The organism is Streptomyces sp. NPDC057565, from assembly GCF_042801455.1.
Classification (GTDB): domain Bacteria; phylum Actinomycetota; class Actinomycetes; order Streptomycetales; family Streptomycetaceae; genus Streptomyces; species Streptomyces yanii.
The window spans coordinates 323,582-339,836 of the sequence record NZ_JBHVFU010000004.1 but is presented as its reverse complement, the minus strand read 5'-3'; the positions used below and the strand labels follow the sequence as shown (position 1 = coordinate 339,836).

The 16,255-nt window shown below is 72.1% G+C and carries 11 protein-coding genes; 5 read left to right on the top strand and 6 right to left on the bottom strand.

Annotated features, from left to right (window positions below; all coding sequences use genetic code 11):
* The first annotated feature begins 94 nt into the window (after positions 1–94).
* The 4 genes from ACFU8W_RS11525 to ACFU8W_RS11510 all read left to right on the top strand — a co-directional run bounded on the left by ACFU8W_RS11525 (position 95) and on the right by ACFU8W_RS11510 (position 4,473).
* Complete coding sequence (locus ACFU8W_RS11525; RefSeq protein ID WP_384034897.1) at positions 95–1,462, top strand: diacylglycerol/lipid kinase family protein; 1,368 nt, start codon at positions 95–97, stop codon at positions 1,460–1,462.
* Positions 1,463–1,697: 235 nt separating this feature from the next.
* Positions 1,698–3,362 (top strand): energy-dependent translational throttle protein EttA, encoded by a 1,665-nt coding sequence (ettA, locus tag ACFU8W_RS11520; protein WP_384034894.1) that lies wholly within the window; start codon positions 1,698–1,700, stop codon positions 3,360–3,362.
* Positions 3,363–3,367: 5 nt separating this feature from the next.
* Positions 3,368–3,790 (top strand): thioesterase family protein, encoded by a 423-nt coding sequence (locus ACFU8W_RS11515; protein WP_345518183.1) that lies wholly within the window; start codon positions 3,368–3,370, stop codon positions 3,788–3,790.
* Positions 3,787–4,473 carry a hypothetical protein gene (locus ACFU8W_RS11510; RefSeq protein WP_384034891.1) on the top strand — a complete coding sequence of 229 codons (687 nt, stop codon included), beginning with the start codon at positions 3,787–3,789 and terminating at the stop codon, positions 4,471–4,473. The genes ACFU8W_RS11515 and ACFU8W_RS11510 overlap by 4 nt, the downstream gene beginning before the upstream one ends.
* Positions 4,474–4,564: 91 nt before the next feature.
* Here ACFU8W_RS11510 and ACFU8W_RS11505 read toward each other — a convergent pair whose 3' ends face one another.
* The 4 genes from ACFU8W_RS11505 to ACFU8W_RS11490 all read right to left on the bottom strand — a co-directional run bounded on the left by ACFU8W_RS11505 (position 4,565) and on the right by ACFU8W_RS11490 (position 12,256).
* Entirely contained in the window at positions 4,565–5,524 is a 960-nt protein-coding gene (locus ACFU8W_RS11505; protein WP_345518187.1) for an ABC transporter ATP-binding protein, read from the bottom strand.
* Entirely contained in the window at positions 5,521–8,340 is a 2,820-nt protein-coding gene (locus tag ACFU8W_RS11500; protein WP_384034887.1) for an FtsX-like permease family protein, read from the bottom strand. Before ACFU8W_RS11500 ends, ACFU8W_RS11505 begins: the two co-directional genes overlap by 4 nt.
* A gap of 1 nt (position 8,341) precedes the next feature.
* Positions 8,342–11,665 carry an ABC transporter permease gene (locus ACFU8W_RS11495; protein ID WP_384034884.1) on the bottom strand — a complete coding sequence of 1,108 codons (3,324 nt, stop codon included), beginning with the start codon at positions 11,663–11,665 and terminating at the stop codon, positions 8,342–8,344.
* Positions 11,666–11,851: 186 nt separating this feature from the next.
* Positions 11,852–12,256, bottom strand: coding sequence for a globin (locus ACFU8W_RS11490; protein ID WP_327246300.1), 405 nt, complete (start codon positions 12,254–12,256; stop codon positions 11,852–11,854).
* A gap of 325 nt (positions 12,257–12,581) precedes the next feature.
* On the opposite strand from ACFU8W_RS11490, the gene ACFU8W_RS11485 reads away from it, so the two are divergent.
* Positions 12,582–13,565: a methyltransferase domain-containing protein gene (locus ACFU8W_RS11485; RefSeq protein WP_384034881.1), complete on the top strand. Its 984-nt coding sequence runs from the start codon at positions 12,582–12,584 to the stop codon at positions 13,563–13,565.
* A gap of 9 nt (positions 13,566–13,574) precedes the next feature.
* Here the strand turns inward: ACFU8W_RS11485 and ACFU8W_RS11480 are convergent, their stop codons facing one another.
* Positions 13,575–14,744, bottom strand: a complete 1,170-nt coding sequence (locus ACFU8W_RS11480) for an FHA domain-containing protein (protein WP_384034878.1) — start codon at positions 14,742–14,744, stop codon at positions 13,575–13,577.
* A gap of 89 nt (positions 14,745–14,833) precedes the next feature.
* Entirely contained in the window at positions 14,834–16,195 is a 1,362-nt protein-coding gene (locus ACFU8W_RS11475; RefSeq protein WP_384034875.1) for a VWA domain-containing protein, read from the bottom strand.
* Positions 16,196–16,255 lie beyond the last annotated feature (60 nt).

The window sequence follows — 16,255 nt, the reverse complement described above, 5'->3', positions numbered from 1 at the left end:
CGACGACAGATGACGACAGTCGACGACAGCCCTTCCCCTGCTCAGCGACGGCGGTTTGGGTACCGGCGCAGGTGCCCATCAGTGAAGCAGTGAGGTGCCGGAGCCGTCGGCATGCGACGCTAAGACCATGACGTCTGCAGCGATCGCTCAGGGGGCGTCCGCCCAGCGGTGGCTAGCGCGGCTCAGCTTCGTGCTGGCAGGCCTGGCTATCGTGATCCTGGTGGTCTTCGCCCAGCTGGCGAGCCTGGCCATGCTCGCCGTTGCCCTGGCTGCCGCGGTCGCGAGCGTGGCGGCAGCCTACTTCTTCCTCTCCCGGCGAGGCATCGTGCGGTGGCTGTCGCTCGGGGTCTTCGTCCTGGTGCCGATCGCGGTGGTCGTCATTTTCGCGGTCAGCGGCGTGCTGTGGGTGGCCATCGTGTCGGCGGGAGTCTGGCTCCTCGCGGGCGTGACCGCGCACCAGGCGCTGAAGGGGGACCAGCCGGACTGGCGCATGCCCGAGTATCCGGCGCAGCCACCGGCCCGGCATCCGTACCTGATCATGAACCCGAAGTCGGGCGGCGGGAAGGTCGAGAAGTTCGACCTCAAGCGCAAGGCCGAAGCCCTTGGCGCCGAGGTGTTCGTCCTGGACGGGGCGACTGACGTGGCCGCGGTGGCCCGGCAGGCGGTGGCCAACGGCGCTGACCTGCTGGGAGTGGCCGGCGGTGACGGCACCCAGGCACTGGTAGCGGGCATCGCTGCCGAGCACGACCTACCGTTCGTGGTGATCAGCGCGGGCACCCGCAATCACTTCGCCCTGGACCTGGGGCTGAACCGGGAGGACCCGGCCGCCTGCCTCGGCGCCCTGGTCGACGGTGTGGAGTTGCGGGTCGACCTGGGGTTGATCAACGGGCAGCCGTTCGTCAACAACGCCTCCTTCGGCGCCTACGCCCAGGTCGTGGAGAGCCCGGCCTACCGTGACGACAAGATTGGCACGACGCTGAACCTGCTCCCGGACCTGCTGCAAGGTCACCGCGGAGCGCAGCTGACAGCACAAGTGGACGGCACACAGATCGAGGCGCCGCAGGCGCTGCTGGTGTCCAACAATCCGTACCGAACCAATGACATCGCTGGCCTTGGCCGCCGTGCACGGCTGGATGGCGGCGTGCTCGGCGTGATCGGTGTCAGGGTGCGCACCGCCGGTCAGGCCATCGATCTGCTCCGCGGCAGCAGCGCCGAGGGGGTCATGGAGCTGACCACGCAGCAGATCGAGATCACCGCCGATGCGGCGCAGATTCCGGTCGGCGTCGACGGCGAGGCGGTGACAATGTCGACGCCGGTGACCTCCACGACCTGGCCGGGCGCGCTGCGCGTTCAGGTGCCACGCGGCCGCCCGGGCATCCCCGAGCCGGAACCTCCGGCGAACTGGGCCAGGCTGCGGCGCTTGGCCGGCGGTCGCCGCGAGGGCGCTGAGGTCATGAGGTGAAAACCGTTTTCCAGCATGCGACCAGCCTTGCCGACGCGGCCGGCCCGGCCCGAGAACTGTCGGCCCGAGGCCGGCCGAGGCCGACCGGCGACGACCGGCACTGACAGCCGAGTCATAGCCGCTGACAGTGAAACCCCAGGTCAGAGCCACCCAGCCATACGCGTTTCCCCCTAGGGCTAGCGGTCGGGCAAGATGGGGTGTATCTGCCCACACATCGATAGCCGGACGGTTTCTCTTGGCTGAGTACATCTACACCATGCGCAAGACGCGCAAAGCGCACGGCGACAAGGTGATCCTCGATGACGTCACCCTGAACTTCCTGCCCGGCGCGAAGATCGGTGTCGTGGGCCCCAACGGCGCCGGTAAGTCCACGGTGCTGAAGATCATGGCGGGTCTGGAGCAGCCGTCCAACGGCGACGCGTTCCTGTCGCCGGGCTTCAGCGTCGGCATCCTCATGCAGGAGCCGCTGCTCGACGAGTCGAAGACCGTGCTGGAGAACGTCCAGGACGGCGCCGCCGAGATCATGGGCAAGCTCACGCGCTTCAACGAGGTCGCCGAGCTCATGGCGACGGACTACTCGGACGCGCTGATGGAGGAGATGGGCAAGCTCCAGGAGGACCTGGACCACGCCAACGCGTGGGACCTGGACGCCCAGCTGGAGCAGGCCATGGACGCCCTGGGCTGCCCGCCCGGCGACTGGCCGGTCGTCAACCTCTCCGGTGGCGAGAAGCGTCGCGTCGCGCTCTGCAAGCTGCTGATCGAGGCCCCGGACCTGCTCCTCCTCGACGAGCCCACCAACCACCTCGACGCCGAGTCGGTGAACTGGCTGGAGCAGCACCTCTCGAAGTACACGGGCGCCGTCGTCGCCGTGACGCACGACCGGTACTTCCTGAACAACGTCGCCGAGTGGATCCTCGAGCTGGACCGCGGCCGCGCGCTCCCGTACGAGGGCAACTACTCCACGTACCTCGACAAGAAGGCCACCCGCCTCAAGGTCGAGGGCCGCAAGGACGAGAAGCGCGCCAAGCGCCTCAAGGAAGAGCTGGAGTGGGTCCGCTCCAACGCCAAGGGCCGGCAGACGAAGTCCAAGGCGCGTCTCGCCCGGTACGAGGAGATGGCGGCCGAGGCGGACAAGATGCGGAAGCTGGACTTCGAGGAGATCCAGATTCCGCCGGGCCCGCGGCTCGGTTCCATCGTCGTCGAGGTCGAGAACCTCTCGAAGGCCTTCGGCGAGAAGGTCCTCATCGACGACCTGTCGTTCACGCTGCCGCGCAATGGCATCGTCGGCGTCATCGGTCCGAACGGTGCGGGCAAGACCACGCTGTTCAAGATGATCCAGGGCCTGGAGACGCCGGACTCCGGTGGCATCAAGGTCGGCGAGACCGTCAAGATCTCCTACGTCGACCAGAGCCGCGCCAACATCGACCCCAAGAAGACCCTCTGGGCGGTCGTGTCGGACGAGCTCGACTACATCAACGTCGGCCAGGTCGAGATGCCGTCGCGGGCGTACGTCTCCGCGTTCGGCTTCAAGGGCCCGGACCAGCAGAAGCCGGCCGGTGTGCTCTCCGGTGGTGAGCGCAACCGCCTCAACCTGGCGCTGACGCTCAAGGAGGGCGGCAACCTGCTGCTCCTCGACGAGCCCACCAACGACCTCGACGTCGAGACCCTGTCCTCGCTCGAGAACGCGCTCCTGGAGTTCCCGGGTGCGGCCGTGGTCATCTCCCACGACCGCTGGTTCCTGGACCGCGTCGCCACGCACATCCTGGCGTACGAGGGCGACTCCAAGTGGTACTGGTTCGAGGGCAACTTCGAGTCGTACGAGAAGAACAAGGTCGAGCGCCTCGGCGCGGACGCGGCCCGTCCGCATCGCGCCACGTACAAGAAGCTCACGCGAGGCTGATCGTCTTGGCTCGTCACATCTACAACTGCCCGCTGCGCTGGTCGGACATGGATGCCTTCGGCCACGTCAACAACGTGGTCTTCCTCCGCTACCTGGAGGAGGCGCGCATCGACTTCATGTTCCGGCTGGCGCCGGGGGACGGCTCGCCGTCCTTCGCCGGCGGGTCCGTCGTGGCCCGGCACGAGATCGACTACGTGCGCCCGCTGGTCCACCGGCACGCGCCGGTGACCGTCGAGTCCTGGGTCACGAAAATAGGTGCCGCGTCCCTGACGATCTCGTACGAGATCAAGGACCCGGACCAGGTGTACGTGCGGGCCTCGACCATCGTCGTGCCGTACAACCTGGCCGAGGAGCGGCCCCGGCGGATCTCCGCGGAGGAGAAGCTCTTCCTCCAGGAGTACCTGGCCGAGGAGCCCGCCGCGGTATGACGGTGCCCGTGCAGTCGCTGCACTTCGCCGACGCGAGGGAGGCGGCGGATCTCGCCGCCTTCCTCGGTCGCCTGCTCCACTACGACCGGGCGGCTGCCGTCCGGTTGCAGGCGGGCGGCGGAGCACTGGCCGTGTTCGGCAGGCCGCCGTCGTTCGAGGTCCTCGCGATCCGGACGGCGCGGCTGGCCGACCCGATCGACTTCGACATCACCGCGTCCGCCGGTGAACTCCTCGAATCGCTCGACGTCGAGACGGGTGATTCCCGTGGCGGGCTGCCCGCGCCCGTCACCGGGCCGCCGTGGACGGGGGTGCTCCCGCCGCGCACCGGCTGGCAGGAACGGCCCGGACTGCCCGACCCCGTCTCCCTGCGCACCGCCGTCACCGCCGCGGTGGCGGAGTTCCGCTCCCGCGACGAGGCGCTGCCCGAGGACCGTCGCACCAGGGCGGAACGGGACCTGATCGGCCGCGAGATATGGTCGCGCACGGTCGGCGGCACGGGACTCCCGCTGCGCGCCGTCCACGCCGCCCAGTCCCTCGGCTTCCTGCGCCCGGCCCCGGACTTCCCGGTCGCGCTGTTCGCGTCGGGGCCGTGGCTGCGGCTGCGTACCCCGTTCGGCTCGATCGCCGTGCGCGGCGCGGGCAGCGGACTCGGCAACCTCGCGGTGACGATCGGCGCCCGCTGACGCCGAGGCCGGTGCGGACCTGCGGGTAAGGCGCTCGCTGGTGCTGCGACCGGAAAGGTCCACCGGCGCGCAAACCTTTCCGGTCGCAGCACTAGCGCTGCTGGTCGTCCGGCCACACCCCGATGTGGTCCTGCTCCAGCTCCAGCATCACGCGGTGCTCCATCCCGAGCGTCTCCGTGTAGTCGGCGGGCAGCTGCAGCCGTCCCGCGCGGTCGAGCATCGCGTACTCGCGGGCAACCTGGGACTCCTGGCCCGTCGCCGCGTCCACCTCCGTACGGCGCAGCACCTCGGACGACGTACGGCCGTCACGGATGGCGACCGTACGGCGGACCTCGCCCGCCACCGCCTGGTCGTGGGTGACGATCACGATCGTCGTCCCCAGCTCCTCGTTGGCCCGGCGGAACGCGGCGAACACCTGCTCGCCCGTCGCCGAGTCCAGCTCGCCGGTCGGTTCGTCGGCGAGCAGCACCGAGGGGTTGTTGGCGAGCGCGACGGCAATCGCCACCCGCTGCTGCTGGCCGCCGGACATCTGCGGGGGCCGCCGGTCGCGGCAGTCCGCGACCTCCAGCATCTGCAGCAGCGACTCGGCGCGCGCGGCACGTTCGCGGTTCCGGCCGCGGCCGCGAAGCTGCATGGGCAGCGTGACGTTCTGGATGGCGGTGAGGTACGGCAGCAGGTTGCGGGCGGTCTGCTGCCAGACGAACCCGACGACGTCCCGGCGGTAACGGAGCCGTTCCTTCTGGCCCATCGACAGAAGATCGCAGCCCGCGACCTTCGCCGATCCGGCCGTCGGCACGTCGAGGCCCGCCAGAATGTTCATCAGGGTCGACTTGCCGCTGCCTGATGCTCCGACGAGCGCCATCAACTCGCCCTCGGTTACCAGCAGATCGAGGCCCTGGAGGGCCTGCACCTCCACCCCGTCCGTGCTGAAGATGCGGACCAGCCGATCGCAGGCGATCAGTGCGTCGTGCCCGTAGGAGGGTCGGTCGCGGCGTGCGGCGGCCCGCTGTTCGAGCTCCGCCAGCGTGGTCTCGGTCGTCGACGACGTCATCGGGTGTCTCCTGCCCTGAGTTCGGTGATCGATCCACGGCGCCCCGCCCACCAGGCCTGCACGGCTGCCACGGCGGCGGCGAGTGCGACCACGCCGAGCGCCGGGAGCGCCAGCGACCACAGGTCGGCGCGCAGGGGAGCGGTGTCGAGCGTGTCGGAGCCGGGCCCGCTGGACAGCGCCAGCTGTACGAGGTCGACCCCGGGTGCCAGCAGGGCGATCGTCGCCCAGCCGACGAGAAGCCCGCCGATGGCGGCCAGCAGTGCCTGCGGCATCGCCTCCAGGCCGAGGAGCCGTCGGCCCTGCCGGGGAGTGAGGCCCATGGTCCGCAGCCGGGCCAGCAGTGCGGTGCGTTCCGGTGCCGTCTGCATCAGCGACAGCAGTACGGCCAGCAGGGCGTAGCCCGCGCCGGCCGCGATCGCCGCCGTGTAGATCCGCTCGGCACCCGACTGCATGGGGGTGTCGACGAACGCCGCGCGCTCCTCGGACCGCAGCTGCAGGAAGAACGTCGGGCCCGCCCGGTGCGTGGCCGCGCGCAGCGCCTTCGCGTCCGCCGAGCCGCCGGTGACCAGCAGGGTGGTGGTCTGCCGGTGGGTGAGGGACGCGGCGTCGACGACCAGGAAGTCGGTGTTGTCGACGGCTGGCGTACGCGTCACTGTTCCGACGACCCGCACCTTGAACTCGCCGGCCAGCGACTTGATGGCGCGCGGCCGTTCGCCGAGCCGCTCGGCCACGGACGGCGAGGCGAGGACGGGCAGCACCCGGTTCTTCGACGGCAGGGTGCCCTTCCCGGGCGCCGCTCCGGTGGCCTTCAGCCGGTCCGCGGGGAACGGCCCGAGACCGGTCGCGCGGGCCAGCCTGGCGTACGTCCCCGGATCGACGCCGACCAGCGTGGCTTTCACGTCGGAGCCGAGGCCGCCGGACGGCAGCGGAACGCTGTACTCGATCTGGACCGGCGCCACTTCCCGTACGCCGCCCGCCTTCCGTACGTCCCGGACCAGCCGGTCCGGGAGTTCTATCGCATCACCCTCGCCGCTGATCCGAGCGTCCGCACCGGTGGCCAGCACCGCCGCGTCGTCCCGCGCGCCGGCGACCCCCGCCAGCACCGAGCCGCCGAACGCCGCCGTCGTCAGCGCTACCAGCAGCGCCAACAGGGCCGGTGCGCCGCTCGCCGACGCGCGCCCGGCACGGGCCAGTGAGAGGAAGCCGACCGCGCCGCGCAGCCGGGCGACCGAGCGGGAGGCGAGCCGTAGCGGCAGCGGGTACAGGCGGGCGAGGACCAGTGCCGCGATCAGCCCCACCAGCACCGGCGCGGCGCTGACCAGGAAGTCCGGGCCACCGTCCGAGGCGGTACCGCGGCGGCGCAGCGCGGCGACCGCGCCGACGGCCAGCACCAGCAGGGTGAGTTCGGCGACCGTGCGGCGCCGCGACGGGCGGGCGGTCATCATGTCGTCGCGGGCGCCGTGCAGTTGCGGTATGCGGTGACCGAGCGTCGTACCCAGCGGCAGGGCAACACAGACCAGGGCGGCGACGGCTGCGGCCCCCACGACCGCGGGCCACAGCCGGCCCCCGCCGACGGCGGCAACGGCGAGCAGCAGACCGAGCGCCGCCGCGGGCACCGTCGTCACCGCGGTCTCGGCGAGCAGCCGTCCGCCGATGCCGCGCAGCGATCCGCCGCGCGAGCGCAGCAGAGCCAGTTCGCTGTGGCGGCGGGCGGCGAGCAGACCGCCCGTCATCAGCAGGACGACGGCGGCGACGGCACCGATCCCGACGGCGGCGACCGTGACGACCGGGCTGATCGCCGAACGCATCGCGTCGTACCCGGTGAGGACGTCGTCCAGACCGGTCGTCAGTGTCGCCGCCGGACCGGCCAGCGCGCGCAGTTTCAGCAGTTCGGGGCCGCTCTCCAGCGAAGCCACCCGGGAACGCAGCCGGTCCACGTCGAGCGCGGTGAGCCGGTCGGCGTCCGGCGCGATCCGCCAGTACGGCTCGGGCACACCGGTCGTGGCGAGCAGTGCGGGCGCCGCGTCCGGCGGCAGCAACAGGGCCGCTATCCAGTAGTAACGAGGGGTATCCCTGGAGGGCTTCGCGATCAGCGACGGGGTACGCAGCAGGCGCTCGGTCGACCAGTAGGCGGCTTCCGGAAGCTTCGGGGTGATGATGCCGGTGATCCGTACGGTCAGCGGCCGCTCGCCCCGGGTCGGTACCGCGATCGTCGAACCCACCTTGAGCCGCAGTGCCTTCGCGGTCGCTTCGGTGACCGCGGCCTCGACCTCCGTGGCGGTCGCGGTGACCTCGCCGTGGACGGTGGGCCAGGCGCCGTCGCGCAGCGTGGCGTGGGCCGGCAGGGCCGACGGGGTCGCATACGTCAGCTCGGGGTCGAGGCCGTAGGGCCGAGGCAGCCATTTCTCCCCGGCGGCGATCGGCTCCGTCGTGTGGATGCCGTACGAGGACTGGGAGGTGTCGGCACGCACCGGTTCGGGCAGCCCGGCCAGGACCTTGCGGTGGACCGCGCCCAGCGCCGCCCCGCGCACCGCGGCCTCGCGCTTTGTCTCCTCCCCCAGGGCGGGCGGCGGAGCGGTCAGCTCCAGGACGCTGCGCCTGGGGTCCTCGACGGCCAGGTCGTGGCGCAGCCCCTTGTTCTCGTACGCGTCGACGGCCCGCGGGAACGCGGCGGCGAGGAACGCCGTGAGCAGCACCAGCAACCCGAGCGCGCAGGCGGCCCCGGGCGCGGTACGCAGCCGGGTACGGACCCACGGGGCACAGGCGCCGGCCCGGGTGATGGCTGTGGAACGACCGCTGTCGGAACGCGGGCTCATGTCAGTTGTCCCCCTGGTGGCGCAGCGAAATCGCCGGGTCGGCGCGGCGCAGGGCGATCGCCGCCACGATCAGCAGCGGCAGCGCGGCGACGCCTGCCAGCAGCGTGGCGACCTGCCCGGCCGGCAGTTGCACCAGCACGGCCGGCACCGGCTGGGCGGCCTGCCCGGTCAGCACGATGAGTGGCACGACGGCCCTGGTCAGTACGGCTCCGAGCGCGAATCCGACCAGCAGTGCGATGGCGATCAACACGCCCTGCTCGGCGGCGATCATCCGGGCCAGCCCGCGGCGCGGCGCACCCAGCGCCCGCAGCACGGCGAATTCGGCGGACCGTTCGCGCTGCGATCCGACGGCGCTCACCGCGAAGCCGACCGCTGCCAGCGCGGCGGCGACGACCGCCACCGCGAGCAGTGCGGACTGCGGTCCTGCGCCCAACGGGTCGCCCAGCAGATCCCGGGCCACCTCGTCGCGGACCAGCACCTGCGTCGGGTCGGTGTCGGGCTGGCCCCGGAGCGCGGCGGCGACCTTCCTTGTCTGGCCGGGCTCGGTGCTCAGCCACCATTCGGTGGCGGTGAGGACCGCGTTCGGGCGGTCCGCGAGGACCTGGCCGAGGGCCCTGAGGTCCAGCAGCAGCGCGCCGCCGTCCCGGAGCCGGGACGCCTCGGCGGCAGCGGCGGTGGTGGCGGCGCCCGGCCCGGTGGTGGGCAGCTGACGGACCGACTGCACGATCTTCACCCGGACCGTTTCGCCGGCCAGCGTGACATCGACGTCCTGCCCCACCTTCGCGCCGGATGCCTTCAGATAGGTGTCGGTGGCGACCGCGCGGAGCGCCGGGGCCTCGGCGCGGGGCGCGAGGACCCGCACGGTGAGGGCCGGCACCCCGTACACCGCGCCCTCGACAGGAATGGATCCGGTGTCGTATCCGACCGTCAGCGGGTCCCGGTCGGACGCGGCCGCGTGGACGGGGCTGCCCGGCCGCGTCTCGTTGAGGAGGCCGGTGGTCAGGGTGCCCTGCCAGCCGAATCCGGCCGGGACGGGAACCGGCTGGTCGGTGCCGTCCTCGGTCACGGTCCGCAGCCGGCTCACGGCGACCCGGTGCGTCTCGCTCCGGCCGACGGGCTGCGTGCCGTTCAGCTCGAACCCGGTCACGGCCAGCTCACCGGCGGCCGCCACCGCGAGCGACAGGGGGTGCGCCCTGCCGTCGGCCGGTACGGTTCCGAGGAGAACCCGGTACGGAATGCCGTAACGGTCCTCCAGCTGCACGGTGACCTGCGGGGCCATGCCGGACGGCGACGTCCGGTGCGCCGCCGAGGCCACGGAGATCCGCAGGTCGAACCGGATCTCCGTGCTGCCCTTCGGCAGCAGCAGCCCGGCCCGCGCGCTCTTCGGCGGTGTGATCGAGGCGAACAGCCCGTCCGCCGGCCCGTCGGTGAGATCGCCGCGCATCAGCATCCGCTCGTCGGCGTGCGCGGTGTCCAGGGCGACCACCTCGGCCGCGCGGTCGCCGGACAGGTCCACCGTCGTACGGAATGCGGGTGCCGCCTCCCGTACCCCCGGCAGCTGTGCGTACGCCCCGGTCTTCGTCGGATTGCCGTTGATTCCGCCCACCATGCGCACCGACGCGCCGGTCCTGAAGTCCGCCTGGTCGCCCTGCGAACGGTCCCAGGACGCGCTCTGCCCGATCGCCAGCATGCCCATCGCGGCAGACAGGACCAGCAGGAGCACCGGTCCGGCACCGCGCAGCGGACGGCGGCTGAACTGCCAGCCGGCCAGCGCGGTGGACAGCCCCCGGCCGCCCGCCGCACGACGTTCCGCCAGCCTGGCCGCGGGCGGCAGCAGCCGCAGCGTCAGTACGGTGCCCGCGAGCAGCAGCAGCGCGGGCGCGGCGACGAGCAGCGGATCGATGCCGAGACCGCCCTTCCGGTCACCGCTGAGCGCACCGCTGCCGGAGCTGCCTGTCTGCCGGTCGAGCTGCCAGTACGCCACTGCCGCGATCAGCAGCAGCCCGATGTCGGCGCCCGCGCGCACGGGCCCGGGCAGCGCGGCGGCCCGGCTGCGGCTGCGCAACCCCGCGGTGGCGGCCAGCGCGGGCGCGACGACGGCCAGCGCACAGGCCAGCGCGACGGCGGCGGCCACCAGCCACACGGTGCCGGTCGCGCCCGTGTCGAGCCGCAGCCCGATCCGGGTGAGCTCGCCGCGGTCCGCCAGCAGCCGGGTCAGCGGCCCGGCCAGCAGGGGGGAGACGACGGCGGCGGGCAGCGCGAGCAGAAGTGCCTCGATCGCGGCGAGCGAGGTGATCCGGCCGCGCGAACCACCGCGGGCCCGCAGCAGTTCCGTCTCCCCGCCGCGCTCACTGCTCAGCAGCCGGGCCACGAGCAGCAGCGCGTAACCGGCGAGCAGCACCAGCTGCACGGCGACGATCATCAGGGTCGAGCGGGACACCAGCAGTGCCCGGTCGATCTGGTCGAGGACGGTGGGCAGCGAGGTCTGCACGAGGGCCCCGGCCTTGAACTCAGGGGTGGCGAGGAGCGCCTTCGGGCCCTTGGTCGCGGCGGTGCGCAGCACGTGGATGCGGTCCGTGGTGACGGTACGGAAGTCGGCGGCGGCCAGCCACGCCATGTCGCCGGAGCTGATCCGCCCGGAGCCGAGCACGGCGGGATCGGTGAGCAGCGGACCGTACGTGGTGAAGACGACCTTGCGGACGCCGCGCCCGCCGAGCTCGTCCAACTGCCAGTACGGGTCGGCCTGGTCGGCCGCCTCGTAGAGGCCGGTGATCAGGACCGGCAGCCTGGTGCCCTCGGCGAGCCGGTCGGTGAGCGTGAGTCGCGCGCCGGGCTTCAGCTTCAGGACGTCGGCCGCGACGGAGGGCAGGGCCACCTCGACGGGGGCGTCGCTCTTCCCGCTCCCGGCGCGGGGCAGGCGGCCCGCGGTGAGACGGACACGGCTGCGGTCGAGCGAGGCGAACCGGGTCAGATCGGGATCGCCGCGCCGGGCCGCCGGATCCTGCAGGTTCCGCGGCAGCGCGTACGGCCCCGAGGCCTCCAGCTTCCGTACGGTCACCGGCAGACCGTCGAACGTCTCACGGGCGGCCTTGCGCACGGCCTGGTCGGCCGCTCCCCGCTGCTCGCGCTCCACATGCGTGGAGACGACGAGCGACGCGGACGCCGAGGAGCGGTGGGTGAGCGTGTGGCGCAGGGCCGCGTCTCCGATGGAGCCGGAGAAGGCGGTGAGCGCCGCCAGCACCGATGTGGTGAGCAGGACGGCCAGAAGGGCTGCGGCAAGAAGGAGCCGATGCGCCCTCACCCGCAGAAAGACGAACCCCGTCACCTGGCCCCCTCGGCTCTGTTGCCCCACACGCCCCCCGACGCTCCCAGGATGCTTTCAGAGCGCCCCCACTGCTGGAAACCGCTTACGCCCACACCTTGATGGGATCGTGACCGTTATCCGGCCGCGGAGCACCGCATTCCGCACAGTGCATGCGTGTGTATGGGGGCGAGGGACGGGGCTGCGCCGTCAGCCCTCGGTGTTCACCATCGAGGCGGCGGCGTACGTGAGGTAGTCCCACAGCTGCCGCTCGTGCTCCGGGGACAGCCCGAGCTCGTCGAGTGCCACCCGCATCCGGCCCAGCCAGGCATCGTGTGCGGCCCGGTCCACCCGGAACGGGACGTGCCGCATCCGCAGCCTGGGGTGACCGCGCTGCTCGCTGTACGTCCGAGGGCCACCCCAGTACTGGATCAGGAACAGCGTGAACCGCTCCTCGGCCGGCCCCAGGTCCTCCTCCGGATACATCGGCCGCAGCAGCGGATCCTCGGCTACTCCCTGGTAGAAGCGGTGGACCAGGCGCCGGAAGGTCTCCTCGCCGCCGACCTGCTCGTAGAAGGTCTGCTCCTGAAGCGTGTCGTGCGGATTCTCTGTCACCCGTCCATGGTCGCAGACGCACCGACCGAGGACCCGGGACCTAGGACCCGGACCCGGCAGACCCGGACGGCTCACCCCCCCCGGGGGGCGCCCAGCTGTGCCCGTACCGCCGGGAGAGCGGCCCGCCGGCGAAGGGCACCCGCTGGGTGCGGTGCCCGCGGACCGTGTTGCAGAGGGGAACGTGGAGTGTGCGCGCAACGAGTGGAGCACGATCGATCGAATCGGTCGGAAACGGCGGCCCGGGTGGCGTGTACCCGGCGTCCGTCTGCTCCGGTCCGCCGTCCGCCTCGTCGCTTCCCGGGGGCGCGAGCGGGAGAGTGGAGGTATGGGCCCACACCTGGATCAGTTCGCGGCGGCCGGCGCCGAGGCCCGGCGGGCGATGCTGCGGGGGATCGTCGCGGGCGGGGAGCTGGAGGACCCCGCCTGGCGTGCCGCGTTCGAGGCGGTGCCCCGCCATCTGTTCGTGCCGTACTACTACGTGACCGGAACCAGCGGGCCCGAACGGCTCTGGTGCGAGGACCCCGACCCGGCCCGGCGGGCCCAGTGGCTGCACGGCGCGTACGCCGACGGGGCACTGGCCACCCGGATCCGGGACGGCGAACTCGTGTCGTCGAGCAGCCAGCCGTCGCTGATGGCCCGGATGCTGGAAGAGCTGGACATACGGGACGGCCACACCGTTCTGGAGATCGGCGCGGGCACCGGCTACAACGCCGCGCTGCTTGCCCACCGCCTCGGCGACGACGCGGTGACCACGATGGACCTCGACCCGGAGATCACGGAGTCGGCCCGCAACCATCTGTCGGCGGCGGGCTATCACCCGACGGTGATCACCGGGGACGGGGCGCGGGGTTGCCCCGAGCGGGGCCCGTACGACCGGATCATCGTGACCTGCACCCTGCCGTCCGTGCCGCAGGCCTGGCTGGCGCAGTGCAGGCCTCAGGCGCGGATCCTGGCACCGTTCGCGACCGGTCTGATCCTGCTGCGGGTATGCCCGTCACCGCACGGCCCGTATGCCGAGGGGCGGTTCCTGCACACACCCGCGTACTTCGTGCCCCTGCGCGGGGCGCCGCCACCGGTGCGCCACCCGCACACCGGCGGAGTGCCGAGGCGGGTGGCCGAGAACGAGTTGTTCCGGTTCCTGCAGACGCTGACCGGCACCACCCTCGACCCGCGTGAGGCCCTCTCCCTCTGGCAGCGCGAGAAGCGCCCCGAGCGGGAGAGGTTCGGCATCACCCTCCGGGACGGGCGGCAGTGGGCCTGGCTGGACGACCCCGAGGGGCCGTACGCCTGGCCACTGATCGCCGGCTGAGAAACCCGGTCAGCCGCGGCGGATGGTGATCGTCGTCCACGCCCCGACATGCACCTGGTCGCCGTCCTGGAGCGGTACGGGGACGTAGGGCTGGATCGGGTCCTCGGCGCCGTTCAGCGTCGTGCCGTTGGTGGAGTTCTGGTCGACCACGGCCCAGCTGCCGTCGGGCTGCTGCACCAGCACCGCGTGCTGGTGCGAGACGCCCGGATCCTCCGGCGGCACGGACAGATCGACGTCGGGGGACTCACCGGTGCTGTGCCGGCGACGGCCGATGGTGACCTGGTTGCCGGTGAGCGGCAGGCGCTGCTCCGGGGAGTACGCGGGCAGGTTGAGCCCGGTCGCCTCGGGGCCGCTGCGCTGCATCATCGCCAGGAAGTAGTCACGGTCCGGGGCGATGACCGCCGTCCAGCCCGCGGGCGCCTGGTTCTGGTTCGGGCCCTGGTTCTGGAGCGGCTGTTGCGCCGGCACCTGCTGCTGCGACGGCGGCGGCAGCATCCAGTCGTCACCCGTGGCCTGCGGCTGCGGCTGCGGCGGCGCGGGCGGGCCGGACTGCTCGAACGAGGGCGGCGCGCTCTGCTGGAACGGAGGCGGAGGCGGCGGACCCTGCTGCTGGAACGACGGCGCAGGAGGCGGACCCTGCTGCTGGAAGGACGGGGGCGGCGGGCCCTGTTGCTGGAACGCGTGTGGCGGCTGCTGCGCCCCCGGCGCCGGAGGCCCGGGGGTGAGCGGCTCGGCCGGGCGGTTCACCTGTGAGGGGCGTGAGCTCTGGTACTCGTACGGGTCGCGCTGCTGCGGCGGCGCGGGCGGCCCCTGCTGCGCCTGGAAGCCCGGCGGCAGGTTCAGACCGGGCACCGGACCGCCGGGGCCGGGCCCGCCCGGACCGCCGGGCTGCGGGGCCAGCGGGGTGTACGACGTCGCCGTGTTCGTGAGGAAGTTCCAGCGGCACTCCTCGCAGAACGGCGCCATCGCCTCACGCGGGGTGCGGCACTGCGGGCAGAGCTCTGCCTGCTGGGTGGCGCCGGAGCCCGGGCCCTGCGGGTAGCCGTATCCGGGCGCGGGTGGTGGTGGAGGCGGCGGGGGGACTGCACCCGCAGGCGCGCCGGCCCCGGCCATGCGATGGCCGCAGACCTCGCACCAGTCCTCGGAACCCGACTGGTGTCCGTTCGGGCAGGTCGGCATGTCGGCGCTTCCTCCTCTCCTCGTCCGGCCCCGGGGGCCGTCATTTTTTTTATCGCTTCGCCACGTCGCTGAGCTGCGCGGCCCTCGTGTTACTTCTTCACGCGGACGGTCTTGGTGGAGCGCGTTTCGAGGGTCATCTCGTCGGCCTCCGCGACCTTCGCCTTCAGTCGCACAGTACCTGTCGCCGCATCGACCACGTCGACCACCTTCGAAAGCAGTTTCGCAGTGTCCTCGTTCCCGGACGCCGATGCCAGCTGCACCGCACGGCCGAGTTTCGCCGTCGCTCCGTCGAAGTCTCCCGACTTGCGCGCATCGAGCCCCTGCTGGATGACTTGTGCCAGTTCCGCCTGGCCGGTGTAGTGCGCGACCTGCGGATTGATCGAGGTGGATGCCACCATGTCGTCCGTCCACACCGCCCGTACCAGGCCCTGCGAGAGGACCTGCGGAGCCGCCGCGCCCGACGGGTCGGGGAGGATCAGCGAGACGCGGGCGGCGAGCATCTCCTGCCCGATCCCGGCCTCCGGCACCCGTACACACACGTGGTAGTCGCGGGACTCGTCACCCCAGGAACCGGTCGGGTAGTCCCCGGCGCGCGGGCTCGCCTCGGTGCGGCGGTCGGTCAGTTCGGCGACGGTCGGCGCGACCTGCTTCACGAACTTGATCTCGACCCCGACGGGCGTCCACAGGCGCAGCGCCACGTCCGCGACCTCCTTGCCCATCGCGTTCTCCATCATCTGCGTGAAGTCCGCGGCGAGCCCCGCCGGGTCGGCGACGATGTCGGCCGTGCCGAGCAGTGCCGAGGCTATGGCTGTGACTTCTTTCACCTCCCAGTCGGTTCCGACACCACGGGCGTCACAGGTGAAGCGGCCCGCACAGGCATCGAGCGCGGCCCGCAGGTCCTCCGGCGACTCGTGTTCGTTGCGGCCGTCGGTGAGGAGGATGCCGTGCCGGATGTCCACGTCGGCGGCGCCGAGCAGCCGGTCGGTCAGCCGCAGCCAGGTTCCGATCGCCGTACCGCCGCCCGCGCTGAGCCGGCGCAGCGCCTCCTTCGCCTGGGCGCGGGTCTGCGCGTCGGCCACGGCGAGGCGGCCGTTGCCCGGATAGACCTCCTTGGCGATGTGCGTACCGCCGACCACGGCGAACGAGGTGCCGTCACGCAGGGTGTCGACGGCCGCGGCCGTCGCATCACGGGCGTTGCGCATCTTCGTCGGCGGATAGTCCATCGAACCGGAGCAGTCCACCATGATCACCACAGCGGCTTTCGGCCCCTGGCCCGGCAGCCGCGCGGGCGAGAGAGTCGCCCCGGTCAGCGGAACGCCACCGGTGGTGCCGCCGCCGGTCGAGGTGACCGTGACGATCGCGTTGACCTCGCGGCCGCCCTCCGGCAGATATTCGTTCTGGTACACCTCGACGGAGAACTGCGGCACGTGGGACTTGGAGAAGTTGGCCATCTGATCGGCTCCTGGCAGAGGTGGCAGAGCTGGCAAAAGTCGCAGCGGACAAGGGCGCGG

Excerpts from the sequence above, each read along its gene's own strand:
- ACFU8W_RS11510 (WP_384034891.1), top strand. The coding sequence starts at position 3,787 with ATGACGGTGCCCGTGCAGTCGCTGCACTTCGCCGACGCGAGGGAGGCG.
- ACFU8W_RS11505 (WP_345518187.1), bottom strand. The coding sequence starts at position 5,524 with ATGACGTCGTCGACGACCGAGACCACGCTGGCGGAGCTCGAACAGCGG.
- ACFU8W_RS11500 (WP_384034887.1), bottom strand. The coding sequence starts at position 8,340 with ATGAGCCCGCGTTCCGACAGCGGTCGTTCCACAGCCATCACCCGGGCC.
- ACFU8W_RS11485 (WP_384034881.1), top strand. The coding sequence starts at position 12,582 with ATGGGCCCACACCTGGATCAGTTCGCGGCGGCCGGCGCCGAGGCCCGG.
- ACFU8W_RS11480 (WP_384034878.1), bottom strand. The coding sequence starts at position 14,744 with ATGCCGACCTGCCCGAACGGACACCAGTCGGGTTCCGAGGACTGGTGC.
- ACFU8W_RS11475 (WP_384034875.1), bottom strand. The coding sequence starts at position 16,195 with ATGGCCAACTTCTCCAAGTCCCACGTGCCGCAGTTCTCCGTCGAGGTG.